The 25,658-nt window shown below is 35.7% G+C and carries 32 protein-coding genes, 1 other RNA gene and 1 pseudogene; 22 read left to right on the top strand and 12 right to left on the bottom strand.

Annotated features, from left to right (window positions below):
• Nucleotides 1-17 precede the first annotated feature (17 nt).
• Together CLO1100_RS02500 and CLO1100_RS02505 are read right to left on the bottom strand one after the other, a co-directional pair.
• Nucleotides 18-1,046, bottom strand: coding sequence for a sensor histidine kinase (locus CLO1100_RS02500; RefSeq protein ID WP_014312176.1), 1,029 nt, complete (start codon nucleotides 1,044-1,046; stop codon nucleotides 18-20).
• Nucleotides 1,043-1,717: a response regulator transcription factor gene (locus tag CLO1100_RS02505; protein WP_014312177.1), complete on the bottom strand. Its 675-nt coding sequence runs from the start codon at nucleotides 1,715-1,717 to the stop codon at nucleotides 1,043-1,045. Before CLO1100_RS02505 ends, CLO1100_RS02500 begins: the two co-directional genes overlap by 4 nt.
• Nucleotides 1,718-1,856: 139 nt before the next feature.
• Between CLO1100_RS02505 and CLO1100_RS02510 the strand changes: the two genes are divergently transcribed.
• The 3 genes from CLO1100_RS02510 (at nucleotide 1,857) to tsaD (ending at nucleotide 4,209) form a co-directional block, all read left to right on the top strand.
• A complete protein-coding gene (locus CLO1100_RS02510) occupies nucleotides 1,857-2,525 on the top strand; it encodes a thermonuclease family protein (RefSeq protein WP_014312178.1) in 669 nt (222 codons plus the stop codon).
• Nucleotides 2,526-2,782: 257 nt separating this feature from the next.
• Complete coding sequence (locus CLO1100_RS02515; RefSeq protein ID WP_014312179.1) at nucleotides 2,783-2,974, top strand: holin; 192 nt, start codon at nucleotides 2,783-2,785, stop codon at nucleotides 2,972-2,974.
• A 185-nt stretch (nucleotides 2,975-3,159) separates the two neighbouring features.
• The gene (gene tsaD / locus CLO1100_RS02520; RefSeq protein WP_014312180.1) at nucleotides 3,160-4,209 is read left to right on the top strand and encodes a tRNA (adenosine(37)-N6)-threonylcarbamoyltransferase complex transferase subunit TsaD; all 1,050 of its coding nucleotides are present in this window, start codon (nucleotides 3,160-3,162) and stop codon (nucleotides 4,207-4,209) included.
• A 270-nt stretch (nucleotides 4,210-4,479) separates the two neighbouring features.
• Here the strand turns inward: tsaD and CLO1100_RS20940 are convergent, their stop codons facing one another.
• Together CLO1100_RS20940 and CLO1100_RS02530 are read right to left on the bottom strand one after the other, a co-directional pair.
• Nucleotides 4,480-5,187 carry a lytic transglycosylase domain-containing protein gene (locus tag CLO1100_RS20940; RefSeq protein ID WP_014312181.1) on the bottom strand — a complete coding sequence of 236 codons (708 nt, stop codon included), beginning with the start codon at nucleotides 5,185-5,187 and terminating at the stop codon, nucleotides 4,480-4,482.
• Nucleotides 5,188-5,294: 107 nt separating this feature from the next.
• Nucleotides 5,295-5,600: a hypothetical protein gene (locus CLO1100_RS02530; RefSeq protein WP_014312182.1), complete on the bottom strand. Its 306-nt coding sequence runs from the start codon at nucleotides 5,598-5,600 to the stop codon at nucleotides 5,295-5,297.
• A 184-nt stretch (nucleotides 5,601-5,784) separates the two neighbouring features.
• Between CLO1100_RS02530 and CLO1100_RS02535 the strand changes: the two genes are divergently transcribed.
• From CLO1100_RS02535 to ssrA, 4 genes are all read left to right on the top strand, one after another.
• The gene (locus CLO1100_RS02535) at nucleotides 5,785-6,267 is read left to right on the top strand and encodes a DUF402 domain-containing protein (protein ID WP_014312183.1); all 483 of its coding nucleotides are present in this window, start codon (nucleotides 5,785-5,787) and stop codon (nucleotides 6,265-6,267) included.
• A gap of 69 nt (nucleotides 6,268-6,336) precedes the next feature.
• Nucleotides 6,337-7,194, top strand: a complete 858-nt coding sequence (locus CLO1100_RS02540) for a PHP domain-containing protein (RefSeq protein WP_014312184.1) — start codon at nucleotides 6,337-6,339, stop codon at nucleotides 7,192-7,194.
• Between the two features lie 119 nt (nucleotides 7,195-7,313).
• Complete coding sequence (smpB, locus tag CLO1100_RS02545; RefSeq protein ID WP_014312185.1) at nucleotides 7,314-7,778, top strand: SsrA-binding protein SmpB; 465 nt, start codon at nucleotides 7,314-7,316, stop codon at nucleotides 7,776-7,778.
• 182 nt (nucleotides 7,779-7,960) lie between these two features.
• Nucleotides 7,961-8,380: a transfer-messenger RNA gene (gene ssrA / locus CLO1100_RS20145) on the top strand.
• Between the two features lie 485 nt (nucleotides 8,381-8,865).
• On the opposite strand, the pseudogene CLO1100_RS02550 reads toward ssrA, so the two are convergent.
• Both CLO1100_RS02550 and CLO1100_RS02555 read right to left on the bottom strand, forming a co-directional pair.
• Nucleotides 8,866-9,885: pseudogene (locus CLO1100_RS02550) on the bottom strand (recombinase family protein); the annotation flags it as partial.
• Nucleotides 9,872-10,378, bottom strand: coding sequence for an ImmA/IrrE family metallo-endopeptidase (locus CLO1100_RS02555; RefSeq protein ID WP_014312187.1), 507 nt, complete (start codon nucleotides 10,376-10,378; stop codon nucleotides 9,872-9,874). The pseudogene CLO1100_RS02550 and the gene CLO1100_RS02555, both read right to left, overlap by 14 nt.
• Before the next feature lie 157 nt (nucleotides 10,379-10,535).
• Between CLO1100_RS02555 and CLO1100_RS02560 the strand changes: the two genes are divergently transcribed.
• On the top strand, nucleotides 10,536-11,951 hold the full coding sequence (locus tag CLO1100_RS02560) for a Sau3AI family type II restriction endonuclease (RefSeq protein ID WP_014312188.1): 1,416 nt from the start codon (nucleotides 10,536-10,538) through the stop codon (nucleotides 11,949-11,951).
• A 277-nt stretch (nucleotides 11,952-12,228) separates the two neighbouring features.
• Here the strand turns inward: CLO1100_RS02560 and dcm are convergent, their stop codons facing one another.
• On the bottom strand, nucleotides 12,229-13,428 hold the full coding sequence (gene dcm / locus CLO1100_RS02565; protein ID WP_014312189.1) for a DNA (cytosine-5-)-methyltransferase: 1,200 nt from the start codon (nucleotides 13,426-13,428) through the stop codon (nucleotides 12,229-12,231).
• 263 nt (nucleotides 13,429-13,691) lie between these two features.
• Between dcm and CLO1100_RS02570 the strand changes: the two genes are divergently transcribed.
• Both CLO1100_RS02570 and CLO1100_RS02575 read left to right on the top strand, forming a co-directional pair.
• The gene (locus CLO1100_RS02570; RefSeq protein WP_014312190.1) at nucleotides 13,692-15,005 is read left to right on the top strand and encodes a hypothetical protein; all 1,314 of its coding nucleotides are present in this window, start codon (nucleotides 13,692-13,694) and stop codon (nucleotides 15,003-15,005) included.
• Nucleotides 15,005-16,954 (top strand): DEAD/DEAH box helicase, encoded by a 1,950-nt coding sequence (locus CLO1100_RS02575; RefSeq protein WP_014312191.1) that lies wholly within the window; start codon nucleotides 15,005-15,007, stop codon nucleotides 16,952-16,954. Before CLO1100_RS02570 ends, CLO1100_RS02575 begins: the two co-directional genes overlap by 1 nt.
• A 51-nt stretch (nucleotides 16,955-17,005) precedes the next feature.
• Here CLO1100_RS02575 and CLO1100_RS02580 read toward each other — a convergent pair whose 3' ends face one another.
• From CLO1100_RS02580 to CLO1100_RS02590, 3 genes are all read right to left on the bottom strand, one after another.
• On the bottom strand, nucleotides 17,006-17,467 hold the full coding sequence (locus CLO1100_RS02580) for a hypothetical protein (RefSeq protein WP_014312192.1): 462 nt from the start codon (nucleotides 17,465-17,467) through the stop codon (nucleotides 17,006-17,008).
• A gap of 1 nt (nucleotide 17,468) precedes the next feature.
• Nucleotides 17,469-18,410: a hypothetical protein gene (locus CLO1100_RS02585; RefSeq protein WP_041700141.1), complete on the bottom strand. Its 942-nt coding sequence runs from the start codon at nucleotides 18,408-18,410 to the stop codon at nucleotides 17,469-17,471.
• Between the two features lie 184 nt (nucleotides 18,411-18,594).
• Nucleotides 18,595-18,942 carry a helix-turn-helix transcriptional regulator gene (locus tag CLO1100_RS02590; RefSeq protein ID WP_014312194.1) on the bottom strand — a complete coding sequence of 116 codons (348 nt, stop codon included), beginning with the start codon at nucleotides 18,940-18,942 and terminating at the stop codon, nucleotides 18,595-18,597.
• 95 nt (nucleotides 18,943-19,037) lie between these two features.
• On the opposite strand from CLO1100_RS02590, the gene CLO1100_RS02595 reads away from it, so the two are divergent.
• Entirely contained in the window at nucleotides 19,038-19,235 is a 198-nt protein-coding gene (locus CLO1100_RS02595) for a helix-turn-helix transcriptional regulator (protein ID WP_014312195.1), read from the top strand.
• Between the two features lie 155 nt (nucleotides 19,236-19,390).
• On the opposite strand, the gene CLO1100_RS02600 is transcribed toward CLO1100_RS02595, so the two are convergent.
• Entirely contained in the window at nucleotides 19,391-19,726 is a 336-nt protein-coding gene (locus tag CLO1100_RS02600; RefSeq protein ID WP_014312196.1) for a helix-turn-helix transcriptional regulator, read from the bottom strand.
• Nucleotides 19,727-19,875: 149 nt separating this feature from the next.
• On the opposite strand from CLO1100_RS02600, the gene CLO1100_RS02605 reads away from it, so the two are divergent.
• The 8 genes from CLO1100_RS02605 to CLO1100_RS02635 all read left to right on the top strand — a co-directional run bounded on the left by CLO1100_RS02605 (nucleotide 19,876) and on the right by CLO1100_RS02635 (nucleotide 22,912).
• Nucleotides 19,876-20,106, top strand: coding sequence for a helix-turn-helix transcriptional regulator (locus CLO1100_RS02605; RefSeq protein WP_014312197.1), 231 nt, complete (start codon nucleotides 19,876-19,878; stop codon nucleotides 20,104-20,106).
• Nucleotides 20,107-20,120: 14 nt separating this feature from the next.
• Nucleotides 20,121-20,345 (top strand): helix-turn-helix transcriptional regulator, encoded by a 225-nt coding sequence (locus CLO1100_RS02610; protein WP_014312198.1) that lies wholly within the window; start codon nucleotides 20,121-20,123, stop codon nucleotides 20,343-20,345.
• A complete protein-coding gene (locus tag CLO1100_RS02615) occupies nucleotides 20,329-20,595 on the top strand; it encodes a hypothetical protein (protein WP_242836660.1) in 267 nt (88 codons plus the stop codon). Before CLO1100_RS02610 ends, CLO1100_RS02615 begins: the two co-directional genes overlap by 17 nt.
• 111 nt (nucleotides 20,596-20,706) lie before the next feature.
• On the top strand, nucleotides 20,707-21,216 hold the full coding sequence (locus tag CLO1100_RS02620) for a helix-turn-helix transcriptional regulator (protein ID WP_014312200.1): 510 nt from the start codon (nucleotides 20,707-20,709) through the stop codon (nucleotides 21,214-21,216).
• A gap of 15 nt (nucleotides 21,217-21,231) precedes the next feature.
• Nucleotides 21,232-21,369: a hypothetical protein gene (locus CLO1100_RS20600; protein WP_014312201.1), complete on the top strand. Its 138-nt coding sequence runs from the start codon at nucleotides 21,232-21,234 to the stop codon at nucleotides 21,367-21,369.
• Nucleotides 21,370-21,492: 123 nt separating this feature from the next.
• Nucleotides 21,493-21,744 (top strand): AbrB/MazE/SpoVT family DNA-binding domain-containing protein, encoded by a 252-nt coding sequence (locus tag CLO1100_RS02625; RefSeq protein WP_014312202.1) that lies wholly within the window; start codon nucleotides 21,493-21,495, stop codon nucleotides 21,742-21,744.
• A 75-nt stretch (nucleotides 21,745-21,819) separates the two neighbouring features.
• On the top strand, nucleotides 21,820-22,719 hold the full coding sequence (locus CLO1100_RS02630; protein WP_014312203.1) for a hypothetical protein: 900 nt from the start codon (nucleotides 21,820-21,822) through the stop codon (nucleotides 22,717-22,719).
• Nucleotides 22,712-22,912, top strand: coding sequence for a hypothetical protein (locus CLO1100_RS02635; protein ID WP_014312204.1), 201 nt, complete (start codon nucleotides 22,712-22,714; stop codon nucleotides 22,910-22,912). The genes CLO1100_RS02630 and CLO1100_RS02635 overlap by 8 nt, the downstream gene beginning before the upstream one ends.
• 159 nt (nucleotides 22,913-23,071) lie before the next feature.
• Here the strand turns inward: CLO1100_RS02635 and CLO1100_RS02640 are convergent, their stop codons facing one another.
• Nucleotides 23,072-23,755 carry a hypothetical protein gene (locus CLO1100_RS02640; RefSeq protein ID WP_014312205.1) on the bottom strand — a complete coding sequence of 228 codons (684 nt, stop codon included), beginning with the start codon at nucleotides 23,753-23,755 and terminating at the stop codon, nucleotides 23,072-23,074.
• A gap of 203 nt (nucleotides 23,756-23,958) precedes the next feature.
• Between CLO1100_RS02640 and CLO1100_RS02645 the strand changes: the two genes are divergently transcribed.
• The 3 genes from CLO1100_RS02645 (at nucleotide 23,959) to CLO1100_RS02655 (ending at nucleotide 25,641) form a co-directional block, all read left to right on the top strand.
• Nucleotides 23,959-24,495: a hypothetical protein gene (locus CLO1100_RS02645; RefSeq protein WP_014312206.1), complete on the top strand. Its 537-nt coding sequence runs from the start codon at nucleotides 23,959-23,961 to the stop codon at nucleotides 24,493-24,495.
• Nucleotides 24,496-24,628: 133 nt separating this feature from the next.
• Nucleotides 24,629-25,177, top strand: a complete 549-nt coding sequence (locus CLO1100_RS02650) for a tyrosine-type recombinase/integrase (protein ID WP_014312207.1) — start codon at nucleotides 24,629-24,631, stop codon at nucleotides 25,175-25,177.
• A 173-nt stretch (nucleotides 25,178-25,350) separates the two neighbouring features.
• Nucleotides 25,351-25,641 carry an HNH endonuclease gene (locus CLO1100_RS02655; protein WP_014312208.1) on the top strand — a complete coding sequence of 97 codons (291 nt, stop codon included), beginning with the start codon at nucleotides 25,351-25,353 and terminating at the stop codon, nucleotides 25,639-25,641.
• Nucleotides 25,642-25,658 lie beyond the last annotated feature (17 nt).

Raw genomic sequence — 25,658 nt, forward strand, 5'->3', positions numbered from 1 at the left:
CATTTTAAGGCTAAAGGTTATATTTTTGTCACATTGAGATAATCGCTGAATTTACCCAAACTTAACTGAAATTCTGTGTACTCACCTTCAACGGAGCTGACGCTTAATCCTATACCAAGTCTTGTAGAAATTTTTTTGGAGTAATATAACCCCATACCTGTTGATTTGGAAGTTTTACGTCCGTTTTTTCCTGTAAAACCCTTGTCAAAGACTCTTGAAATATCAGAAGGAGGTATTCCCATGCCATTGTCCTTAATATGGAGAACTATGGTTTTGTCGGTTTCCTCTGCAAATATCTCCACCCTGCCATCCTGCTGTACATATTTACTTGTATTGTTTAAAATCTGCTCAAGGATATAAACTATCCATTTTTCATCTGTAGTTACGGTATAATCCAGTTTCCCGGTAGCAATCTCAATGTTTTTTGCCATCAGAAAGTATGCGTTGATTTTTATAGCTTCACCTACTGCTTTTTTTAGGCTGAATTGGGTTGCCATGTGATCTTCCTGATAATGGGCCGCCCGTCCGGCATACAAAACTTGGTTTACAAGAAACTTGATTCGCTCAAGCTCTCCTTTGAACTTTCTGGAAAACTCTATATCAGAATTATCGGAATTTTCAAGCATAAGTTCAGCAACGGAAATGGGGAGCTTTATTTCGTGAACCCATCTGGTTATATAATTATTCAACTCATCCAGATCGTTTTTATACACACTGACAAGCTCCAGATTTTCAGAAGTTTTTTGTGAAACAATGTCCCTGATAAGCTCCGAATAATAGCTGTCATCCTCCGGAAGAAAATAGTCTACAGAGGAATTTGAATCCAGACATTTTCTTAAATTCCCATACTTCCTTTTTTCCCTCAGGAACCCGTAAATAAAGAAGAAAAGGAAAATCAAAAGCATAAGTAGATCAAGGTAGAGGATATCCGCAGTACTTTTTTCGAGATTGGTGCTGGCTAGAAGTACACCGTTTATTACGAGAATAAGAGCCCACTGACAAAAGATACTTATTAAGTTGCTTTTAATATATTCCGAAATCTTCATATAACTATATACCCCTGTCCCTTTTTTGTTTCAATATAATCCTCAAGACCCAGGTCGGAGAGTCTGCTACGTAGCCTATTTATGTTAACAGTCAGAGTATTATCATTAACATATTGATCATCATCCCATAGGAGCTTCATAATACTTTCTCTTGATACAATCCTGCCCTTGTTACTCATTAGTAGTCTCAATATCTTCATTTCGTTCTTTGTCAGCTCTGACTTCGAATTCCCGTAAATAACAGAGCTTTCACCCATATTGAGAATAAGTCCCCTATGTTCAATATAATCATGGTCTGAAGTGGCATAATCATATGCACGGCGGAGAATGGCCTGTATTTTAGCAATCAGAATCTGCATAGAGAACGGTTTTGCAATATAGTCGTCCGCTCCTGTATTGACAGCCATAATTATATCCATGTTGGTATCCCGGGAAGAAAGGAAAATTACAGGTACTTTAGAGATTTCCCTTATTCTGCTGCACCAATAAAAGCCGTCGTAGCAAGGAAGATTTATATCCATGATTACAAGCTGAGGCTTGATTTTACTGAAATCATCAATGATATTTTCGAAATTGACTGCAGAATCCGCATTAAAGCCCCACTTTCTAAGTCCTTCTATTATTTGTGAACATAATGCACTGTCATCCTCCACAAGCATTATTCTATGCATATTCCATTACCTCCATGGTATAAATTCCTTTTTATTATAGCATGAAAAAAGAAACTATGTTCTTTTTTAGTTAAAAGTGATAGAATATCAAGAGCAAATTTTTATTATTGAATATTATTACATATTGAAAGGAAAATATATGAAGAAAAAAACTATAGCATCGGTAGCCTCTATAATAACTGCTGCTTTTGTGGTTTTCGGTGGCTACTTATATCAAGACGGAAACAAGACACCTGTTAATGATAAATCAAGTACATACAGCAGTATTCAGACACTGGAAAAAGTAGAGTTTCCGGATTCAATAATTGACGTAGCAGGAGAGGGTATTGAACCTTTTGGCTATATAAATGCCACTGTTACAAAGGTTACGGACGGTGACACTTTTCATGCCGAATATAAAGACAAGGAGTACAAGGTCAGAATGCTTGATATAGATACTCCCGAATCAGTTAAATCAGGTGTTGATCCCCAACCTTTTTCCGGTGAGGCATCAGATTTAACTAAAGATACTCTCACAAATAAGACGGTAAAACTGATTTTTGAAGAGGATACTACAGATCAGTACGGCAGACTTCTTGCTCATGTAGTTCTTGAGGACGGAAGCTTTTACAATGCCATGATGGTAAACGAAGGGTACGCTATTTCAGTTTTTTATAGTCCAAACACCCATTTAAAGTCCTTTTATGATAAACTGCAAAATGACGCTATTACAGAGGGCAAGGGCTTCTGGGAACTGCCCGAAAGCAAACGACCATATACTAAAAACCAAAAGGGGAAATATGTAGCGTCATACAAAAATAGTAAATAGCATAGTAATTAATCGAAATTTCACAAAATTTGGGACTTTAGAACTATTATATTGGTAAAATTTTTCTATATATTGTATAAGGATTTTTTGGTAATATAATATTGAACATTAGCATTTCTCCTTTTTAGGGGCATGGAGCCCGTAGGCTCCATGTTTTTTTGTGCCCTTTTTTCAAATTGAACAAATAAGTAAACATAAAGTGTAAACTTTCATATTATGTACTATGAAATAAAAATGGTATGTAGTAGGAGGTATTTATGAACAGATTGAGAAGCCCGGTTGCATGGGCAGCCTTTGTTGCTTTGGTATTGTTTGTACTAAAAACCTTTAACCTTCTTGCACCTATAGGCTTGAGCGAGGATAGTTTTAAGGAATTGACAACCCTTATCTTTGCGACACTAACGGCTTTTGGTATTTTTAATAACCCTACGGATAAAGATTCATTCTAGCAGCTCTTATACTTTAACGATAAATAAAATATCTGTATAAATAAAGTGTTTCCCCTGAAAAGGGGCCGATTCATACAGATACTTTTTTATATGGAAAAGGTGGCTTTTTGGCTTTTCCCAGTCCTTGATTATTGAAGACCATTAAGCTATGATAAAATAAAGCATACGAAATCGGAGGAAAATTGATGGATACACTTATACTTGGCATAGAAAGCAGCTGTGATGAAACCGCTGCTTCGGTTATAAAAAACGGAAGATATATAATGTCAAATGTTATTTCATCTCAAATAGATTTGCATAAAAAGTATGGTGGAGTTGTTCCGGAAATCGCATCGAGGAAACATGTGGAGTTGATTATGCCGGTTGTACATCAGGCACTGGAGGAGGCGGGTGTTTCCTTAAAGGAAATTGATGCGGTAGGTGTTACCTATGGACCCGGTTTGGTAGGAGCTCTACTTGTGGGTTTGACTGCGGCCAAGGCAATTGCATTTGCTGCCAACAAGCCGCTTGTCGGAGTACATCATATAGAGGGACATATTGCGGCAAACTATTTGCAGGAGCCGGAGTTGGAGCCTCCCTTTATATGTCTTGTGGCTTCCGGCGGACACAGCCATATAGTCTACGTGAAAAGCTACAGCGAATTTGAGATTCTGGGACAGACCAGGGATGATGCCGCCGGAGAAGCTTTTGATAAGATTTCCAGAGCTATCGGACTTGGGTATCCGGGAGGCCCTTTAATTGATAAAAATGCACTGACCGGCAACAGTAAAGCAATTCAATTTCCACGTGTAACCTTTGAGGACGGTTCACTGGATTTTAGTTTCAGTGGTCTAAAAACCGCAGTTTTGAATTACCTCAACAGGATGGAGCAAACCGGGGAGAAGATTAATATTCCTGATGTAGCAGCAAGCTTTCAGCAGGCAGTTGTGGATGTTCTGGTGAGAAATACCATAGCAGCAGCAAAAATGAAGAACATTGACAAAATAGCTTTAGCAGGTGGGGTTGCAGCAAATACACAACTGCGAAATGACATGAAGCAAAAAGCAGAAAAGCAAGGTATCAAGGTAATGTATCCGGGTTTAATACTTTGTACTGATAACGCAGCTATGATAGGTTGTGCTGCACACTACGAATTTATAAACGGAAAAAGAGCAGGGATGGATTTAAATGCCGTTCCGGGATTAAAGTTATCCACAAGTATTTCCAAAGACAAGAATGACCCCCTTTCACAGTGATATTAGTAAACAGAACCGTATTACATTTTTTTACACTATTTTTATAATCACCGTTAAACCCGGTAAACATAGGCATTCCCGCCTTTGAAGTCTTAAATGTGAATAAAAAACTGTGAATAATTTATAGATTCTGTGGAAACTCGGTAGAACATTTGGGAAATAAGTGTTTGAGACTTGTGGATAATTTTGTGGATAGTGTGAATAAGTTTGGGGTTAACTGTTCTAAAATTCAGGAAATGTAATAGCTAGAAATAAAATACAAGCAGGTGATTACCTGCTTGTTGACATTTTATACTGATTAAAATATTCTATGACATTTTTTACATAATTCTGGGTTTCCGTATAGGGTGGAATTCCACCGTATTTGTCCACACTGTTTGGGCCGGCATTATATGCTGCCAAGGCAAGACTTATGTTTCCGTTGAATCTTTCCAACTGGTTTTTTAAATAACGTGTTCCACCATCAATGTTTTGGACAATATCAAAGGGGTCTTTTATGCCAAGTCCGTCTGCGGTGCCGGGCATCAGTTGCATTAAGCCTTCTGCTCCTGCATTAGAAATAGCAGTAGGGTCAAAGGAGGATTCCTGCTTAATGACTGCTCTAATTAATTCTTTGTCTACTCCGTACTTTGCCGAGGCATTGTCGATACTTGAATTGATTAAATTCATCAGTTCAGTTACATCAGTGGGTATATAGGCTTTTGAATTTGCCAGAGCCGTACGAGCTTTTAAAATGTTACTTGTACTACTGTTATCAAGCTGACCAAGTAAGTCTGTCAGTGACGTGTCCTTCAAAGGGTTATCTACAAGTCCGTTGAGGGAATTAGCCAAACCCGGCTGGGTTACGTCATCGAGATACTTCTGAAAAGGAATATCTGAGCTGTCGGAGTTTCCTGTATTCATTCCGGGAATTCCAGCCAGTCTGCTTTCTATCTCTGCCAGTTTTTGTTTAAAAATTGCGTCTATATCAATATTCATATAATCACCTGACTACATTTCCTTTGTAAGTATAAACTACATTAATTATATCGGTATAACTGAATAAACATTTAATAGACATTTTAAAGGCTTGAATATACACTGCATTATGATATTAGTATTTTTTTACTGAATTTGGAACAAGGGTTCCTGTTGGTACCATCAAAATGTCTTTCTGAGAAGAGCTTGCAACGGCCTACATTTTCATTTGGAGAGTCAATATGTACAATGAAATTCTCACAGTGAATACATTTAAGGCTAACGTCTTTTGAAGCGGTTAAAACGGTACTCTCCTTATATCTGAAACAAACGTAATCCGGCGTTACAACTCCGTGGTATTTGCATAATATATCATTTGTCAGATGCAGGGATAAACCTCTCTCACAGCTTTTGCAGCACTTCTTATGCTTCATAATTAAAAACCTCCGTGACCCTAACTGCCATAAAAATAAAATAATTTACTACATTATAGCATTAACTGTTAGAGAAGTGATAAAATGGGAAATACATTTAGCATATAATAAGATAGACACTTCAAAAATAATTATTTGTAATGTATAATAACCATAAGAATTTTTGATGACTTTAGGAGATAAAATGAATAAGCCAAGCATATTTCGAACCAGATATATCCCATTTGAGACTGTTGATATTTCCAGCGATGAACTTTTGTTTAGGGACGAGGAGTTATTAATCACAAGGTGGAAAGCAATTAAGCCGAGAAATGATATTTCCGGTGGAATTTCATATACTTTTTTGAAAGAAGGCATTAAGATAAGCCGATTCTACGACGCAGACAAAAGGTTTGCATATTGGTACTGTGATATAATTGATGTTGAGTTTGATAATGAAACCGACAGGTTTACATTGATTGACTTACTTTTGGATGTCAAACTGATGCCTGATGGTACTATGAAAGTACTTGATGCCGACGAGCTTGCGGAAGCACTGGAAAAAGGACTGATAACCCAGAAACAGGCGTGCAGTTCTCTTAAAAAAATGGATAACATTTTACAGCAGATATATAAAGGTGTTTTTCCCCCTGCAATATGTATGGAAGAAATATACTGGAAGGTTTAGTTAATGTTTTTACGATTTAGGAAAAACTAAGCGGGATATCCCGATTACTTTAAACACGGAGATGATTGGATGGAGAAATTTATTGATTTGCATACGCATAGTACAGCATCAGATGGAAGCATGAGCCCGGCAGAACTTGTCCGCCATGCGAAGGATAGAGGGCTTGCAGCAGTGGCGTTAACCGATCATGATACTGTGGATGGCATTGAAGAGGCTATCAAGGAAGGAAAGCGGTCAGGTGTTGAAGTTATACCCGGGATAGAAATAAGCGTCAGATATAAACCTGAAATGCACATTTTGGGCCTGTTTCCCGATAGTGATAATTATATGAATATGCGTTCTGAGCTATTAACTGTAAAGAAGGGCAGAGAAGATAGGAACAAAAAAATCATCAGCAGGCTTAATGAGTTAGGGATTGAAATTACAGAGGAGGAGGTAAAGGATGTGGCAATGGGTGATATTACGGGAAGGCCCCATATCGCCAGAGTTTTGGTGGCTAAAGGATATGTCAAAACCATAGACGAAGCCTTTGACATTTATTTATGTAAGGAAGGACTTGCTTATTTTCAGAGATTTGAGCTTAAGCCTGTGGATGGAATTAAGGCTATTAGAAAATCCGGGGGTATACCGGTTATTGCTCATCCTGTTTTTTTAAGGAAAAGTTATGCTGAGATGGATAAACTGCTGCAAGAACTTAAAGGGTACGGCCTTGCAGGTATAGAAGCTCATTATAGTGAAAATACTAAAGAGGATACGGGTAATTTTTTAAGGCTTGCTATTAAGCATGAACTGGTTGCAACCGGGGGCAGTGATTTTCATGGAAATTTTAAACCCGGAATTGAGTTGGGGTGCGGAAGAGGCGGCCTCAAGATTCCATATGAATTGTTGGATAAACTTAGGGAATACCAGAATAACATGAATAGGTAGGTTTACTTGACCTTTGTGTTATTGTAGTGATATAATTAATTTTAGCCCTTTCACAAAAGGGTTATTTTTATCTTAATGAAACATGGCATTAATTAAAATTAGCAGTGGGCGGTAAGAAAATGGTTAAGGAAGCAGTTAAGATTGTTGCTCAAAATAAAAAAGCTCGACATGATTATTTTATCGAAGAAACGATGGAAGCAGGCATTGTGCTGTCAGGTACAGAGGTAAAGTCTGTCAGACAGGGCAAGCTTAATTTAAAGGAAAGCTACGCATCTATTGTTGATGGCGAAGTTATTGTCAGCGGAATGCATATAAGCCCTTATGAACAAGGTAATATTTTTAACAAAGATCCCTTGCGTGACAGGAAGCTTCTTTTACACAAGTCTGAAATAAACAGGCTTATAGGGTTGACCCAGCAAAAAGGATTCACATTGGTTCCTGTTCAGGCATACCTAAAACATGGTATGGTTAAAATAGAGCTTGGCGTTGCTCGCGGTAAAAAATTGTATGACAAAAGAGATGATATTGCAGCCCGTGATGCTAAGAGAGAAATTGACAGAAAGATGAAAGAGCAGCTTAGGTAATATATGTGAATTTTCCATAAATCAGTTGTTGTAGTTCTGTATATCAGATGTTATCATAATAGTCTGATTATTGATAATTTAATATTGTTTAAAAGCTTATTTGTTCGCCTTTAATTTGTTAAATTAATCTGTTACAATTTATTTATAGGTCAATATTTTTGATTCTATAATATTTTATACATGGGGGCGTAATGGTTTCGACGGGATTGTTGAGACTTGATAAGCGGGTAGAGGATTCTCGTGGGCCTCTTAAAAAACGAGAACTTAAAATTAAACGCTAAAAACGATAATTTCGCTTTAGCTGCTGCCTAATGGCAGCCCGTCAGTCCCAGGTTGCTGCACCTGGGGGCACTGGCGTCGATAAGTCAGCCCTTTTGCATAGGAAGGTTAAATGCTAGCACTGATTTGGCCGTAGCCTTGAGCCGAGTCGGAACTTAAAGGCTACCGAAAGTGGCACCCTGCCTGTAGGGGTCCACCGTAGGGAAACGCAGGGTTCAAGTCCCGTAAGGGATACTGAGCAATGCACAAATTACAGGCTACACCCGTAGAAGTTCTTGAGGATATGGTTTCGGACAGGGGTTCGACTCCCCTCGCCTCCACCAACAAAGCTAACAATTGTGTCAGTTTCGATATGGTTATCGAAAACGACAACACGGCAAACATAAGCCTGGATGATCCGTTTCTGATCTTCCAGGCTTTTGTTTTTTATATCGGCATCCTGACTGAGGTAGTAGTAAATCTGATCTCTGGACGGGGAATTTATTTCAGCCTGACGCTTTGCTTCCTCGATCCTGATTACCAGAGCTGATTTTCTTGCCTCCAATTCGTCCATCTTCTGCTTCATGGAAGGGTGGAACATTCCGTTGGCAATAGCATTTACGGTATTATTTATCTTTGTTTGAATTCCTGCTAGTTCGTTTTCGAATTCTTTTATGTTGTTTGAAATTTCAGAGGAACGGGACATTGCATATTCGGAAAGCATGTCGGCCATTCTTTCAATAGCCCCCGGAGCGAAAATTTCATTATAAAGTTGGTCAATGACAACGTTCTCTACAAAATCAGCACCAATAGATTTCATATTGCAGGTATGATTCCTGTACCTTGTACCGCAGGTGTAGCACCTGTATTTACTTTTGTTCCTTCCTGCAAACTTTCTTTGACCGTACATACCACCATTACATTCCCCGCAAAAAACCAGACCACTCAAAAGGTAGTTTTCCTTTGCAGAGTTGGCGGCCCTGGCACGTTTGTTTCCGATCATCTTTTTACTCACCTCATTCCATAATTCCTTTGAAATAATAGCAGGCATTCCGTTTTCCACCCGGATTATATGTTCATCCGATTTTGAACTATGGTTATTACGCTTGCCTCCGGCTTTGCTAACAGTGCGGTTGAAAATATATGTACCGGTATATTTCTCGTTTTTCAGTATATCGTGGAGGCTATTCTTGCCGAAGGACCGCCCGGACTTGCTCCTGTAGCCCTCACGGTTCATGGTGTCAATTATCTCATTGTAGCTGTGGCCTGAAGCATACATTTCAAATATGGTTCTTACAATCCGTGCTTCAGATTCATTTATAGCATAGCTTTTGTCAGAGAGTACATCGTAACCAAGGGGTGGAGTACCTCCGTTGTGCCTGCACTGTAGGGCAGTTTCCTTCATGCCCTTCATAACCTCACGGGCAAGGTTTGCACTGTAGTACTCGGCCATGCCTTCCAACACTGATTCAAGAATGATATTCTCCGGGCTGTCGTCCAGATTTTCCAGAACAGATATAAGCTTCACACCGTTCTTTTTCAGCTGTCTTTTGTAGAAGGCAGAATCGTACCTGTCACGGCTGAACCTGTCCAGTATGTGGACTATAACAGCATTGAACAGCCCTGTTGCACTGTCTTTCATCATCTGCAGGAACTGTGGCCTGTTGTCTGTTGTGGCGGATCGTGCCTCATCAGAATATATCTTTACTATGCTATAACCGTTTCTTTGGGCATATTCATTAATGGCCCTTACCTGTGCATCTATGGATTCCTCTCTTTGGTTGTCGCTTGAATATCTTGCATATATAGCAGCTATCATGACATACACCTCCATGTTATATTCTTTCATAAATATGTACTGACGGAAAGTTGGCAAGGTACAAACTTCTTTTACCGTCTATGTCCCACAGACAATTCTGCTTTGACATAAATTCCAACTTTTGAAGCATGAACTCATTTGTTACCTGAAAGTATTCCACCAGACCATCAAATGACGGTTGAAGCCATTCTCTAAGGGAATCAATTAGCATACCTGTAGGTACCATGAAATCTGTTGCCCACCGTAAGGCCAATTGTTCAATTTTGTCCACCGTGAGCCTATCCCTGTAGCACATGTATTTCCGTGGGGTTATATCGCCGATGGTGGTCCTGTAGTGGCCTATCTCTTCTGCAAGGACACAGCGGTAAAGCTTCTCATCATCCCTGATACTTTCGTTAATCAAAATAACATAGTAGTTCCCATCACAATAATAGTATCCCAGTATTGATTCCGGCAAGGGGGCAAATTCCTTGATAATGTGACATTTTCTACATATAAATTCTAGTTTTTCTGTTAGTATCATATGGTTACCTCGAATAATTTGTCGAACGTATGTTCTATTATATAACATAACTTATAATTTTAAAAGGATAAAAAATGTGACATGTTGTTTCACATTTTTACGCATGCTGATATAATTAACGTATAAAATGTATAAAATTAACAAGTGAGGTAGGTATATGTTCTTAACTGAGGAATTACCTTATAAGCACGATTGTCCTAAATCTATTGAAGATTATGCTAAAAAACTTATAGATAAAAGCTTTAAAGAAATATTTAATAAGGATATTGAAAAGGCTGGAAATAAAGGTGGTCTTGGTCAGTTACTAGAAGAAGAGTTTTTTTATCTTCAGAACAATAGTGATTCTGAACCTGATTTCAAAGAAGCTGGCGTTGAGTTGAAGGCGACACCTTTTAAAAAGAAAAAGTCCAATTCGTTTTGTGCGAAAGAACGTCTTGTACTCGGCATAATCAATTATATGGAAGTACATAAGGAAGAGTTTGATAAGAGTTCTTTCATGAAGAAAAATGCCTTATTACTTTTGGTTTTTTATTTATATGAAGAAGGCGTAAGTCGCTTAGATTATTTAATAAAGTTTGTACAGTTATTTCAATTTCCTGAAAAGGATCTTTTGATAATCAGGGACGATTGGAACAAAATTGTGGGAAAAATAAGGTTAGGACAAGCACATGAACTTTCTGAGGGGGATACTAATTTTTTAGGGGCATGTACGAAAGGTGCCAATAAGGAGACGGTAAGACAACAACCTTTTAACAACATAAAGGCAAGGCAGAGAGCTTTTTGTCTTAAGCAATCATATATGACTTACGTTTTAAATGAGTACATTATAAAGGAAAAGAAAACTTATGATGCAACTCTAATAAAAGATCCTAAAGTATTAAAAAATCAATCATTTGAAGATTTTGTAATATCAAAAATATCAGCTTTTGCCGGAAAGAGTATAGATGAATTGTCAACAATCTTTGATGTACATATAGACCCTAAGGCAAAAAATTATGCATCAAGAGTTGCTGACAATGTAATGTTGGGAATTTTAGGTGTAAATAGTAAGAAAATAGAGGAATTTAAAAAGGCTAACATAAAAATAAAGACTATAAGGTTGGAGAACAATGGTAAATTAGTTGAAAGCATGTCGTTTCCTGCTTTTAAGTTCACAGAAATAATAAAAGAAGAATGGGAAGAATCAACTTTAAGAGAAATGTTCCTTAATACCAGATTTTTATTTGTAATTTATCAATACGATGAAAATGAGGTGCTTAAACTTAAAAAAGCTATGTTTTGGAATATACCATTTAATGATTTAGAGGATGATGTCAGGGATGTTTGGCAAAAGACAGTTGAAACGGTTATATCAGGGGTTAAGGTTATAAAGAAAAGTGGTAAAAGGGAATTCAATAACCTACCTAGTGCAAAAGAAAACAGAGTGGCACATGTAAGGCCTCATGGTCGGGATAAGACTGATACGTATCCATTACCTACTGGAGGAGAATTCCCAAAACAGTGTTTTTGGTTAAATAATAGTTATATTCTGGGGCAGATTACAAAGAATGATTCTATAGGAGGTATAGAATAAAATGGCTTGGAAAGAGGATTAAACAGCGGAGGAGGAATTATACAAAAATAAGTCTGATTAAAAAGGCTCAAGCTATCAGAAATACGAATCAATATGGTCCCATTGACAAGGATAGAAGTAAGAAATTTTATTTTTACTTTACTGAAAATAAAGATGAAAAGCCCATAAACCTTGTTATTTACAAAGATAAGCTAATCCAATTAGCAGATAGTCATTACATAGTAACAAAAGAAAAAGTAACAAGATTAAAATAAGGTCGGATTTCCGACCTTATTCTTTATAGTTCATTTTCAAATATCTGATTCAATTTCCTTCCCATACGCTCAATCAGACCTACTACTAAAGCATTACCCATGCAGAAATATCTGAATTTTTCAGGCATGCCAGTATTTGTCCAGTTATCGGGGAAGCCGTTAATTCTTTCAGCCTCCACCGGAGTAATTAACCTGTATTTATCGGGATGGTCAATATCACTAACAACATGGGTACTCCTGTTCAGGCTGGATTCGCTTGTTAGCATTGTTCTTGCAGGTCTATCATGTGGATCAGGGAAAACCATAGCTCCCTCAGAAAATGTATATTTGAAGCCTTGTGCAGTAGTTCTTTCAATTTTTTTTGCCCCTTTGAGGAATTCCCATTTGGCTAAATCCCCATTTAAAAAGTACCTTTCATCTACGTTATGTTCAAGGATTTGTCCAATTGTAACCGGGTTTTCATATATAGGAACTGTTTCTTCGGTATAAATCCTACCACCTGTCATAAAACCGGAATTTTTAAAACTGAATGTAAAATGATTTGATATATCGGCTATATCATTGTAGATTAAATCAGTCTCAGAATTTAACTTTGATTCTAGCTCTACAGGAAATTGGTCTGCGAAGAAACCATTTCTGTGTATATGGCTTTCCAAATCGGTAGGATTTATATTGTTAAAATACATGGTGTCATTCCTACAGGCAAAAATGAATATCCTGCGACGTCTCTGAGCCATTCCATAGTCGGCTGCATTAATAACTCTCCATTCTACAGAATAACCAAGGTCATTGAAGCAAGCTAGCATTATACCAAAGTCTCTACCTCTCTGGCTTGATGGTGATTTCAGTAGTCTGTCTACATTTTCAAGAAGTACGAAGGCTGGATTCTTCTCAATCAATATGTCCCTTATCTGCCACCACAGTACGCCTTTATGGCCGACTATTCCTTGAGCCCCTGTCCTTGCCACGGAATAGTCCTGACATGGGAAACCGCCCATAAGCAGATTGTGGTCAGGTATAGTGCTTTTATCAATTTCTGCAATGTCCCTATTGACATGCTCAGGCCTATTACCGAAATGTTGAACATAACAATTAAAGGCGTGCTGAGAAGCCTTTTTTGGTTCCCACTGATTAGCCCATACACAGTGCCAATTACCTGCTTGTTCCAAACCTTTCCGAAACCCGCCGACCCCCGCAAACAACTCACAAACCGTTTTTTCCAAAAGAGACCCCCCATTAACTACAGTTAAAAAATGATATGCAATAAGATTATACAATAAAAACATGTGTTTGGGAAGATCAAATTTCAAAGAATCATAACCCTTTGGATGAATTGGAAAAAGACCTTATGTAATTCTTAAACAACTTATTATGTTTTAAAAAGAACTCATGCTTAATCTGCTGTTATCAAAAAATGTCACTCTATTGAATGCAATGCCATAGTTTGGTAAAATTTACAGTATATGAATTGAAATAGGAGGATACAATGGAGAAAAAAGAGAGAATTAGTAAATTGAATGATATTAAAGATCAACAGAAAGATAATCCGGCAATGTCTGGAATAAAAATAAAATATAATGGCTCGGTTCAAAAATTTAATGCTTTTAGAATACCTTTGGATTGCTTGATTTTTAATAAATATAATGGAAGGATTGCTAGATTTGTAAAATCATACGAGAAACAGTATCACCATGAACTGGATGCAGAAAATCCTGATGATGAAAAAGTAATAGAAAATTTTTTGTGGGAATCGAACAAGCCTAAAAATCGAATAACAATGAACAATATAGTTATGAATGAGCAACAGAAATATGGAATAGTTACCAGCGATGGACGAATTATTGACGGAAATCGTAGGGCTATGATTTTAAAAAGAATACATAAAAACAGAGATGAATGGCGTAAAAAAGGCCATGACGTTGGACATAGCGAGTATTTTACTGCAGTAATCTTGCCGGGAGATATGTCTCCCAAAGATATTATGGAGCTTGAAACCACTTATCAAATGGGAGAAGATGAAAAACTTTCATACGATGCAATAGAAAAATACTTAAAGTGCAAGGATTTAAAACAGGCTGGATTTAATGAAGGCGATATCGCTTTAATGATGAGCGAAACAAAGGAAAAAATAGTAGAATGGCTAGAAATAATGAAATTGATGGATGATTATTTGCGGACTAAAGGGTATGAAGGAATATACACTCAACTTGAAGATAGCGAGGATCTTTTTATCAATTTAAACAATACATTAAAAAGATTAATATCTGGTAGTAGTCAAGTAAATTGGGGATATAATAATTTAAACATATCTAGACTTAAGGCAGTATGCTTTGATTACATAAGAGCAAAATACGAAGGTAAAGAATACAGAAATATTATAAAATTAAGCAAGAAGGATGGGGTTTTTTGTAATAAAGAGGCTTGGGACCAATTCAATAAAGAGCATAAAGAAAGTATTGACAAAGTAAGTAAAGAAGAGAAAACCGTTGAAGAGTATATCAAGGAAAATCCCGGTGTCGATTTGACGAGACTTTTAAAAGAAAGAGATTCGCTTTGGAAAAAGCAAGTTGAAGATAATATGAAGGAGAACCTTGGAAAAACGGTCGCTTGGATCCAGAATAAAAATAAAGCTAATGAACCTATAGAACTGTTAACAAAGATTTTAAGCATAATTGATTTAATAGATCCTTATAAACCTACTTTTTATGAGGATACAAAAGTTGAAGATTTAGTTAATGCTATTAATTCAGCTACGTATGATTATAAGAAAATAATAAAAGAGAAAAGGAAGAGTAAGTGATGGGAGCTATTCAAATAGATATTGATAAAGAAAAAAATTCATACATACTAAAGGGTGATTTGATAGAACTTAAATCGGATGTAACAGCAGTATTCTTTTTAAAGGATTTTCTTCATGCCGAGTTTCAAAATCCAGAAGAGATATTAGTTCCATTTGAGAAAGACACTAAAGAGTCAATCCTTAACCAAATTAGAGAAATGTTAATAGAATTTGGTATGGCTGAATATCAATCTGAATATTTAAAAAAAGAGATGGAAGATTTCCTTCAGGAGGATGTTAATTTTAAAGAATTTTCTAAAAAGGCTTATAATATTCGTAATAATAACTGCGACAGTACAGAATTTGATAGCTTTATTAAAAGTTTAGAAGCTAATTTACCTGAAAGGACGTTATACCCTTTACAAGCTTTATGCTCATTCCATCTCGCTTTTTCACAGAATGCTTGTAATTTTTCTGTACCTGGAGCTGGAAAAACAAGTATTGTGTACGGAACATATTGTTATTTGAAATCATTAGATACAAGAGATAATAAGCATGTTGATAAGATACTTGTTATTGGGCCGTTGAGTTCCTTCGGCCCATGGGAGAATGAATATGAAGAATGTTTTGGGGTAAAACCTAATTCTAAAAGACTTTCTGGAGGAGTAAATAGAGAGGAAAAAATCGATTATCTATACTCAACAGAGACAGCAGAGGTGACATTAATATCTTACCAAGGGATATTAAACATTTTTCAAGAATTGGTATACTTTTTAAATAAAAATAAGGTAATGGTAGTTTTAGATGAGGCTCATAGAATTAAAAATACTTCAGGTGGTAGTATTGCATCAACTGCTCTTGAGCTTTCTAGATTTTCAAAATCACGAGTGATTTTGACTGGTACGCCTGTGCCGAATGGGTATGAAGATTTATATAATTTATTTAAATTTATTTGGCCCACAAAGAAAATTATTAGATTTCACCTTTATCAACTAAAGGATATGTCGATTCATCGTGATGAGGAAAGAGTTCGTATGCTTATTGATGATATATCACCTTATTTTATAAGAATTAAAAAAAGTGATTTAAAAATTCCCGAACCGATAGAACATCCACCGATAAAAGTTGAAATGGGTTATCAACAGAGACGGATTTATGAATACATAGAAAATAATTATGTGAGGTCTTTTAATTGCATGCAGGGTACTGGAATTAGAGATGCAATAATAAATGCAAAGCTCATAAGATTGATGCAGACAGCAACTAATCCATTCATGCTAAGAAAACCGATTGATGAATATTATTCACAGGACGGATTTAATGAAGGGGTCTTTATTGATGATTATGAAATCATTCAAAGTATAATTAATTATAAATCAAATGAAGTACCTCAAAAGTTTATTAGAACAGCAGAACTAGTAAAAGAGATTTTAAATCGTGATGAAAAAGTTATTATATGGACTGTATTCATTCAAAACATTTTAGATTTACAAGAATATCTTATGTCAATAGGAATAAATGTTGAAGTCTTGTATGGTGCTGTGCCTATTGATATGGAAGAGAATGAAATAACAGCATATACACGAGAAAGTATAATAAGAGAGTTTCACAAAACAGACTCTATGTTTAAAGTTATTATTGCAAACCCTATGGCTGCCTCAGAATCTATTTCTCTACATAAGGTATGTCATAACGCAATTTTCCTCGATAGATCTTTTAATGTTTCACATTTTATTCAATCAAAGGATAGAATCCACAGGTATGGCCTTGAGAAAAAAGTCAACTATTATTATATTCTATCAAATAATTCAATTGACGAGGTCATTCACGAAAGATTGGCAATAAAGGAGAAAAGAATGATGGAAATAATAGAAAATGAGCCAATACCTCTCTTTAAAAATATAGAGGATGACTATGATGAAAGTGATTTTAAACTCATATTAAAGAGATATACAGAAAGATTAGGTTAATCCTTATTAATCTTTAATAAAGAAATTTAAAGAGAGTTTAAAACATATTTACTATATATACCGTAAGGCTTTCTTCAACCACACAACCACTATAATAAAATATGTTAAGCCAAAAAGGAAAGAAGCGTTTTCAATATTAAATATGATAATATTATTTGTTCTGGTGATTAGGGTTACAAGTGCGAATAAGGCTGACAATACGTGAAAAGCTATTCCCCAGAATACACTTCTTTCTATTTTAGCCCAATATCCAGCTTTTATTAAGGTTTGAATGAAACTTTTATCCCTAATACTAATCATTATTCCTATGCCTGTTAACAAAAAACCAGCTAGTGTCAAATTAATAGTAAGTATAGCATTTTGGTCAACTTTAGTTAAATCAAGTTTACCATTAATATTGATTATCCAAAAAAATAGCTCAAAAAAGAGTAAAGCAATAACAGGAAAGAACCAAATATAATTTTTCCTAAAAAATCTATTTATATCTGAAATAGCATTAAGAACTTTAAACACATTAAACCCCTACCTTCACATGAAGAACAATGTTTTCTAGTAATTCTGCTTTAATAGTATTATATGCTTCATAAAGAGCAATTTTTATTATTTCCTCTGTAAAATTTTCATCAATTTTTATATTCATTCCTTTAGTGAAATAAAGTTCAAGGACGTTGATACATTGCTGATGGTCATCAGTTGGTTTGGCTAATAATTCTAACTTCTCAAGTTTGTATTCATTTTCAAAAGAGCCATTAACTAATTTATAAGTTTCTTTTGTATGATTTATTATATCATGGGGATTCTTCCGCTTTGGGTTTTTACTATCCATGTATAGCTTTAACTGACAACGCTCAAAACCATCCTTTTTAAATTGATTAATAATTTCAAAACTTGTACATAATTTGTTATCACCTAATAGCTCTTCTGGCGGAACTGCAAATGATAACTCAACAGCAGCCACTTCCTCGATTTTATCCAGGGACCTGTTTACATCCCGATTTTTAATAGCATATATTTCTGGATCTAACTCAGCATCATGGTTAATTATATTTTTTAGAATCTTTATATCAGGTGCACCTTTAGCACTCATAACAGATATTATTCCAGTAAAGTAGTCCATATAAAAATATGTATAATCTTCAAGAATTGTGTTGGGAGCCAAACTTAATTCACTATGAGCCAAATTAGTGATATCACGGATTCTGCGCTGCCGCTTTTCATTTCTTGTCCTTCCAATAGTACCAAATAAACAGGTCTTATTATGTTCTAAAATATCTACAAAGTGATCATTACAAATTGAACACGATGAGTATGGACCCCAATCAGGATCTTTATTTGCTTTTATATCATTCATATTAAATCTTTCATCGAAAATTTTGTAAAATGTACTTTCAGGGAAATAATCTAATTGAAACAATTTTTTAATATCAAGTTTATAAAAATAAATATTTTTATACATAGAATTACTCCTTTATTTTATCACAAAAATTCTAAAAAGAGAACATATGTTTTACAAAATAATTCCAAGCTTTACAAAAATATTATCATTTGTTGCTATAAAAAACAATGAAATTGTGTAAGATAATGTCACAATTCTTATAAAATTAAAAAACAGCATATAAATGCTGTTTCCTAAATAAAATTTACTTCCCTTTCAAACCCCCATCCGGGTTATATTTCAGTTTTATAAGTTCGATATAATCTTCCACTTGCTTTAAAGCTTCATCCGGCAAGCCAGTAACATCAAGATTGTAATAGGCCTTTGTTGCAATTTTGGATTCATTAAAATTCTGTATATTTGAACGTCCAAGTAAATAATCAATGGAAACACCGAAATAATCAGCTATTTTGATTAGCATTTCAGGGACTGGTTTACTTTTTCCTGACTCATATTTAGTATACGTGCTTCTTCCAATTTTAAGAGCAGAAGCCACATCAGCTTGGGTTAATTTTTTTGATTCTCTTAATTTCCTAAGTAATTTTTCTTCCATAAGTATACCTCTATATTATTGTATGTGAATTATTTTCACCTTGTAAACGTGAAATGTGAATATTACCCTTCACTTGATATGGAAGTAAATGAGAAATGAAGTGGTTTAAAATCATTAGAGAAAACTCAGACTTAACACAGGGAAAGATTGCCGAGAGAAGGGTGATTAGTAAATTTGAAACTGGAAGTGCGGAACCTTCACCTGACACAGCAAAAGCGATTGCTGTGGTCTTGGATTTTGAATGGACAAAGTTCCTTTATGAAAAGCAAGAATCCGAGGCAAGGGAAATATGAATATCCCTTTTAAAAACAATATTCAAAAATTACGGGTACTTGCTCATATAAAATATTTGAATCTTTGAAATTATTCTTTCTATGGACATAATATAAAGTATCTTTATAAATATTTTAAATAAATGCAAAAAAGGAATGTACTTTTTATTTATAATTTACTTCTTTAAACTCCCATCCGGGTTATACTTCTGCTTTACAAATTCAATATAGTCCTCAACCTGTTTAATGGCTTCATCAGGCAGGCCAGCAATATCAAGATTGTGGTAAGCCTTCGTTTCAACTTTTCCGGTTTTACGGATATCAGATCTACATAGGAGATAATCTATAGATACATCAAAAAAATCAGATAGTTTTCTTAATGTATCGGTATCAGGATCTCTTTCTCCTGTTTCATAGAACCCAACTGATCTGTCGGAAACATTAAGTTGTTTAGCTAATTCCATTTGGGTTAAACCTTTTTCTTTTCTTAATTCCCTTAATCTATTATTCAAAAAATTCACACTCCTATTACATAAATTATAACTAATTGTTCGATTTATTTAAACAATGTGAACTAATTGTACAGAAAAATAAAATAATAACTTGACATCGTACAATATGTTCAATATAATAAATCGAACAATAAGTACGGAGGTGTGCAATGGATACGCTTAAGGAAATAAGAGAATCAACTGGTTTAAAACAATACGAAGCAGCAGAAAAGCTCGACATTTCAAAAGATTATTTGTGTATGCTTGAAAACGGTAAAAGGCAACCAAGTAATAAATTGATTTCAAGAATGTCAACATTATATGATATCAATCCAGAAAAAATTTTTTTAGTATGCAACAGAACAATATGTACGGAAAAGGTTTGCCGAGAATCCGCATAGGAGGCAAGGGAAATATGAACATTCCTATCAAAAACAATATTCAAAAATTACGGGAGTCCAGGGGACTTATTCAGGAAGACCTTGCAGAAGCCTTGGGAGTGACCCGTACATATTTGTCCAAGCTTGAGAACCAGAGGTTTTCTCCCGGGCCGGGCCTAATGCAGAAAGTTTGCTTATTCTTTGGTAAGGAGCTGGGGGAAGTATTCTATATTGCCGGAGGTGATGGAAGTGGCAGTTGAGGCTGATGTGAAGGTTAAGCAGTATATCCATAAGGTGTCGGTTGACAGGAAAACAGGGGAGAAACTTTCCGAAACTTATGAGCCGTATGGGGAAGTGCCTGAAATAACACTTGAGGAACATACCAACAAGCTACTAAGAGCCACAGTCGGAGATGTTGACCGCTATGTTGGCAAAATGCTTGAGGATTTGAAGATGCAGGAGGGGGAGAGAACTCCCCAGGGACTGGAACACCGGGCGGAAGGGGCTTGAGAAGTGAAGGCATGGTATGAAGTGTTTGACAATGCCATTATATTACCAGCTACATTGCAAGTCTATTTCAGTTGGTACATTTCAACTTTACGAATAGGAGGTGAAAGTAAAATGAAGTTTGGAGAAATTGCACGGCAGGCTCGGATCACTTGTGGGCTTGGTACAAAGGAAGCGGCTGGAAAGCTTCACGTCACACGGCAGACTCTTTCAAATATGGAGAATGGCGAAACAATGCCGGATCCTCAGAATGTTTTCAATATGGCCCGGCTTTACAACGAACCTGCTCTGCTAAATGCACACTGCAAATGTAATTGCCCTATAGGAAGGAAACTTAATTTTATACTTCCAAACAAGATGCCCAAAAATCTGACTGCTATTACTGTCAGGAATATGAAGGAAGCCGAGGAGCATGTAAACAGTCTCAAGGAGTTTGCATACCAGAGTGTCACAAACACTGATATGTCCCGTATGCGGAAGATGGTTAAGGAAATACTGGAGGCTGAATACTGGATTGAAACCCTTAAAGAACAGCTTATCAGGGAATATGGTGTTGGTGAACTTGAAAGTCTTATAAGGGAAGTAAATTGCGGATATATTGACGAAGGTCTTGTGTGTTTGTAGGGAGGGGCAGAGTTTATGACAGTCAAACTTGCATTATTGCTCAGAAAGCTGGGCTTGAGTGTTTCCTATGATGGAGACAGAAAGATTGTTTTAGTAGAAAAAGACATAAAAAAGCAGCTATTGAAAGCCGCTAAAATAAATACGTTAATTTGATTCTAGCATGGGCAGTTGGCCTGTGTCAATAAGTATAAAGACACAATTCTGCCTATTTAGAAGGTCGAATAGCAATATTGAGTTATTTAAAATATTACAAATTCTAAGGAGGATTTAAATTATATGAAAGCTACTGGTATTGTAAGAAAAGTTGATGAGTTGGGTAGAGTTGTTTTACCCGTTGAGCTGAGAAGAACACTTGCTATTGAGGAGAAGGATGCTTTAGAGATTTTTGTGGATGAAGAAACTATTGTTTTGAAAAAGTACGAGCCGGCTTGTATATTCTGCGGTAATGCTAAGAAGATTACAAATTTTAAGGGGAAAAATATATGTCCTCATTGTATAGCTGATATTAGTTCGGGAGTAAAGGCATGATCAGTTTAATAAGGTTTTGTCAAAAGAAAATATTTCTTCAGTCGAGGCAACTTTCATTATTTGATTTAGCGGAGGTTGCAGTTCCAATATACAGGAGGCGGTAATATACAAGGTTTTATAAAAGAATATAGAAATATTGTTGATCATTGGGTTTTTCAAGATGCATATGCTTTTAAAGTCTGGAACTATATTCTTCTTAGTGCTGCATACAAAGACTATAAAAAGCCCTGTAAGGGAACAATGGTGACTATTCATTCAGGACAGCTGATCTATGGCCGTCCTGAGTGGAGCAGGCTACTTAATATTCCAGAGGGCAAGCTTAGAAGTATTATTGACCTCTTGAAGCAGGATTCAATGATTACACTTGACACTGTAGGCAGAAGGTATTCTGTTATTACGGTTGTAAACTGGGAGAAGTATCAGGCAAATGACACTTTAGACACTGATAGGGTAAATATACTCCAAAACATAACCAACGATACAACCAACGACAACGCTAGTAATGATAAGGCTTTAAAGGATATTGACAACCAACAAAATAACCAACAGACAACCAACCGAGAACCAAATAAAAAGAATATAAAGAATGTTAAGAATATTAAAGAAATAAAAGATATATATGTGTCAAATCCTAAAACACAAAAATTTGTTCCTCCTACACTTGAGGAAGTACAAGATTATTGTCAGGAACGAAATAATAGTGTGGATGCTGAAAAATTTGTTGACCATTACATAGCTAACGGATGGATGAGAGGTAAATCAAAAGTGAAGGATTGGAAAGCCTGTGTAAGGACATGGGAAAAGAACAGTACCTTGTTTTCCTCCCAGAAAAAGGAGCAGACATCTAACAGGAGCAACTTCGAACAGAGGGAATACGGAGACGAATACTTTGATGGTTCTTTAATAACACGGGCTGAAAATGTAAAAATGATAGAAAATAGATTGAGAAGGAAATGGAGTGATTTTTATGGTTGAATACACTGACACCTTAATTGTTTCAGAATTTAGAATCGGTAAGTCCATTGATAGAATTGCACACGATATGCTTCTGTCGGAGAAAGTCAGAGGAAACAAGGTAGATAAATGGATTTGCAAACAGAAGGTTGAAGCTGCTATTTTAAATTACTTGATACTAAACAACAGGTGCAAAAAAAGAGTAATAGGGTAAGCGGGATTTTTAGTTGGCTGGACTTTGAAAATTGAATAGGTGATATGAGGTATATAACTGTTGCTAGAATGGTAAAAATAAACGAATGATAAGCAGAAAATAATTAAAAAAATAGGCTCATAGAGCCTATTAAAAATTTATTAGAATAATACTTAGACATTAATCACTATACTTTTTCATCATTTCCATAAGACTTATGAATTTTTCTGGGTCATTTAGCAATGTAGGTAAAAGAGTTTCAATTAAAGTAGCTTCACTAGTTTTGGAACCGTTATGTAGTAGTTTATCAGCCAACACAGAAACTGTATTATTATCTTTAGATGATATTTCATTTGTTAATTGCATAATTAAATCTTGAATTTTAAATATTTCTTGTAAAATTTGCTCATTAAAATTAGGTGTCTGAGTTTGTATAACAGGTTTAACATTATCGAAGTTCATACTTTGAATGGTTTTAACTAGCCTGTTTTTGAGTTCATACACTGCATCCAAATCAGAAAGATCATAAAAAAATGTTCTGATTGCAGCCAGATCAAACGGAAGGGGTGTTCCTTTTTCACATAATAGAATTACCGGTTTACTTAAAGAAAATCGGTACCCTAGTTCAAAAAATGCATTAGGGTTATGGTCTGTTAAATCTGCTAACACCAGATCAGATTCATGGAGATTATTAATTATTGATTCAGTAATTGAACCAGTGTCGTTTATCTGATCAACTCTAACAGGTTCAAACTCACAAGACGAACATACAGCAGTAATTATATGCTTAAATAGCGAGTCAGATCGCTTACGCGTTGGAGAGTTGTCGTCTCCGATAGGGCACACAATAAAACATTTTTTCATATGAATCAACTCCTTTATGAAATTTTATCATAAAAAAGTCGATAATACAAAAGTTTTACTAATATCCCATTAAATTCAAATATGTAAAAATTATTACACATTACGCAAAAAAAAAGGGCTCTCTCGCCCAAACACATGTTCATTTTTATTATAACACAGATGCAGAAGAAAACAAGATTAGAGAGAGAAAGGCGGGAGATGAAGTGGAATTTTCAATTGACAAGATTATTCAGATTGGAGTCCAAGCCGGAGTCAGGGAAGCTCTGGACAGGATCAACAAGGAGAAGGAGGAAAAAAGGAAATCAAGGTTTGACAGGAGGTTAAGGAACACTGATTTACTGCTTAAGAATTACAACAAATTTGTTGCACACTGCAACACAGCATTGTATACCAGCAAACAGCTAAAGCAGGCCAATGCAATTGATATTCTGGATGAGGTGGAGGACGATGAGGACGAAGTTTATGTCCGTTCAATTATGAGGACAAGGGAAAGAACATTTCTTATTGTTAACCACATCAAAAGGATTCTTGGGTACTACAAGTACATAACAAAATCCGAGCCGGAAAAGGAGAGAAAATACAAGGTGCTTGTGGGTCTGTATATTGACAAAAAGACTTACAACCAGATGGCCGAAGAGCTGTATTGCAGTACCAAGACTATTGAAAGGGACAGGAAAGATGCCATTGAAGAATTATCGGTTTTGATATTTGGTGTGGATGGGTTGAAGCTGGATGCATAAATGTCCAAAACATGTCGATGCAATGTCACAATGAATGATGTTATTATGTAATCTGAAAAGTACCGTTTCGGGGTGAAGGCCGGAGCGGTATTTTTGTTTTCCTAAAGATTTAAATAAAAGAAGGTGGTTTGAGATGAACACTGTTGACCCTATAAGGGATCCTGAAAAAATCAAACAAATTTGTTCGTACCTAAAGATGAATAATAAAAGAGACTTTATTATGTTCTACACTGTTGCTTATTCAGGACTTAGAATTTCAGACATTCTTAAACTACGGATATGTGATGTTAAAAATAAAGACGTAATCGGGATTCGTGAAAAGAAAACTAAGAAAGAGAAAAAGTTTGAAATAAATCCTGAGTTAAAAAAAGAATTAAAAAAATATTGTGAAGGGAAGAACCCTAACGAATATTTAATACCAAGTAGACAAGGGAAAAATACTCCTTTAAGTCGGGTAAGAGCATATCAGATAATGAAAGAGGTTGGCAATTTATTTGACATACCTGACCTCGGTACTCACACATTAAGAAAAACATTTGGTTATCAACACTATAAACAGTTCAAAGATGCAGCATTGTTAATGACAATATTCAATCATTCAAGCCAAAACATCACTTTAAGGTACATTGGGATTGAGCAGGAAGACATCAATAAGAGCATGAAGAAATTTCGTTTATTTTGATTTGACATTAACATAACGAGAACGTGTTAAACTCATTTGCAATGTTATCCTAAGATGCATTAATACAAGGCTTTACAAGGAAAATGCCAGTTTAACAGAATAGTAGATATGTTAAAGTGAGAAAATTTTTCCTTCTATAATATATGTAAATTTTAATTTGTTGAGGTGTTAATATGATTGATTATAATTCCAAGCGGTGGGAACGGAAAAGAAAACACATTTTAAAGCGTGACGGTTATATGTGTCAGGAAAGCAAAAGGTATGGAAAAAGAATCGATGCTGATATGGTTCATCACATTTGGCCTGCTGATGAATATCCAGAGTACGCATGGGAGGATTGGAATCTCATATCCCTTGCAAATAGCGTACACAACAAGATGCATGACAGGCTTACAAAGAAATTGACAACACTGGGAGAAGCATTGAGGAAAAGAACCCCCCCACCCAATAGCAAAAATAATTAACTTTGGGACACCGGGGA

This window comes from Clostridium sp. BNL1100 (assembly GCF_000244875.1).
Classification (GTDB): domain Bacteria; phylum Bacillota; class Clostridia; order Acetivibrionales; family DSM-1351; genus Ruminiclostridium.

Excerpts from the sequence above, each read along its gene's own strand:
- CLO1100_RS02635 (WP_014312204.1), top strand. The coding sequence starts at position 22,712 with ATGGTTGAATACACTGACACCTTAATTGTTTCAGAATTTAGAATCGGT.
- CLO1100_RS02570 (WP_014312190.1), top strand. The coding sequence starts at position 13,692 with ATGGAGAAAAAAGAGAGAATTAGTAAATTGAATGATATTAAAGATCAA.
- CLO1100_RS02640 (WP_014312205.1), bottom strand. The coding sequence starts at position 23,755 with ATGAAAAAATGTTTTATTGTGTGCCCTATCGGAGACGACAACTCTCCA.
- CLO1100_RS02515 (WP_014312179.1), top strand. The coding sequence starts at position 2,783 with ATGAACAGATTGAGAAGCCCGGTTGCATGGGCAGCCTTTGTTGCTTTG.
- CLO1100_RS02510 (WP_014312178.1), top strand. The coding sequence starts at position 1,857 with ATGAAGAAAAAAACTATAGCATCGGTAGCCTCTATAATAACTGCTGCT.
- CLO1100_RS02560 (WP_014312188.1), top strand. The coding sequence starts at position 10,536 with ATGTTCTTAACTGAGGAATTACCTTATAAGCACGATTGTCCTAAATCT.
- CLO1100_RS02535 (WP_014312183.1), top strand. The coding sequence starts at position 5,785 with ATGAATAAGCCAAGCATATTTCGAACCAGATATATCCCATTTGAGACT.
- CLO1100_RS02650 (WP_014312207.1), top strand. The coding sequence starts at position 24,629 with ATGAACACTGTTGACCCTATAAGGGATCCTGAAAAAATCAAACAAATT.
- CLO1100_RS02540 (WP_014312184.1), top strand. The coding sequence starts at position 6,337 with ATGGAGAAATTTATTGATTTGCATACGCATAGTACAGCATCAGATGGA.
- CLO1100_RS02590 (WP_014312194.1), bottom strand. The coding sequence starts at position 18,942 with ATGGAAGAAAAATTACTTAGGAAATTAAGAGAATCAAAAAAATTAACC.
- CLO1100_RS02575 (WP_014312191.1), top strand. The coding sequence starts at position 15,005 with ATGGGAGCTATTCAAATAGATATTGATAAAGAAAAAAATTCATACATA.
- CLO1100_RS02500 (WP_014312176.1), bottom strand. The coding sequence starts at position 1,046 with ATGAAGATTTCGGAATATATTAAAAGCAACTTAATAAGTATCTTTTGT.
- tsaD (WP_014312180.1), top strand. The coding sequence starts at position 3,160 with ATGGATACACTTATACTTGGCATAGAAAGCAGCTGTGATGAAACCGCT.
- CLO1100_RS02625 (WP_014312202.1), top strand. The coding sequence starts at position 21,493 with ATGAAAGCTACTGGTATTGTAAGAAAAGTTGATGAGTTGGGTAGAGTT.
- CLO1100_RS02595 (WP_014312195.1), top strand. The coding sequence starts at position 19,038 with ATGAAGTGGTTTAAAATCATTAGAGAAAACTCAGACTTAACACAGGGA.
- CLO1100_RS02610 (WP_014312198.1), top strand. The coding sequence starts at position 20,121 with ATGAACATTCCTATCAAAAACAATATTCAAAAATTACGGGAGTCCAGG.
- CLO1100_RS02530 (WP_014312182.1), bottom strand. The coding sequence starts at position 5,600 with ATGAAGCATAAGAAGTGCTGCAAAAGCTGTGAGAGAGGTTTATCCCTG.
- CLO1100_RS02585 (WP_041700141.1), bottom strand. The coding sequence starts at position 18,410 with ATGTATAAAAATATTTATTTTTATAAACTTGATATTAAAAAATTGTTT.
- CLO1100_RS02555 (WP_014312187.1), bottom strand. The coding sequence starts at position 10,378 with ATGATACTAACAGAAAAACTAGAATTTATATGTAGAAAATGTCACATT.
- CLO1100_RS02655 (WP_014312208.1), top strand. The coding sequence starts at position 25,351 with ATGATTGATTATAATTCCAAGCGGTGGGAACGGAAAAGAAAACACATT.
- smpB (WP_014312185.1), top strand. The coding sequence starts at position 7,314 with ATGGTTAAGGAAGCAGTTAAGATTGTTGCTCAAAATAAAAAAGCTCGA.
- CLO1100_RS20600 (WP_014312201.1), top strand. The coding sequence starts at position 21,232 with ATGACAGTCAAACTTGCATTATTGCTCAGAAAGCTGGGCTTGAGTGTT.
- CLO1100_RS02605 (WP_014312197.1), top strand. The coding sequence starts at position 19,876 with ATGGATACGCTTAAGGAAATAAGAGAATCAACTGGTTTAAAACAATAC.
- CLO1100_RS02620 (WP_014312200.1), top strand. The coding sequence starts at position 20,707 with ATGAAGTTTGGAGAAATTGCACGGCAGGCTCGGATCACTTGTGGGCTT.
- CLO1100_RS02505 (WP_014312177.1), bottom strand. The coding sequence starts at position 1,717 with ATGCATAGAATAATGCTTGTGGAGGATGACAGTGCATTATGTTCACAA.
- CLO1100_RS20940 (WP_014312181.1), bottom strand. The coding sequence starts at position 5,187 with ATGAATATTGATATAGACGCAATTTTTAAACAAAAACTGGCAGAGATA.
- CLO1100_RS02615 (WP_242836660.1), top strand. The coding sequence starts at position 20,329 with ATGGAAGTGGCAGTTGAGGCTGATGTGAAGGTTAAGCAGTATATCCAT.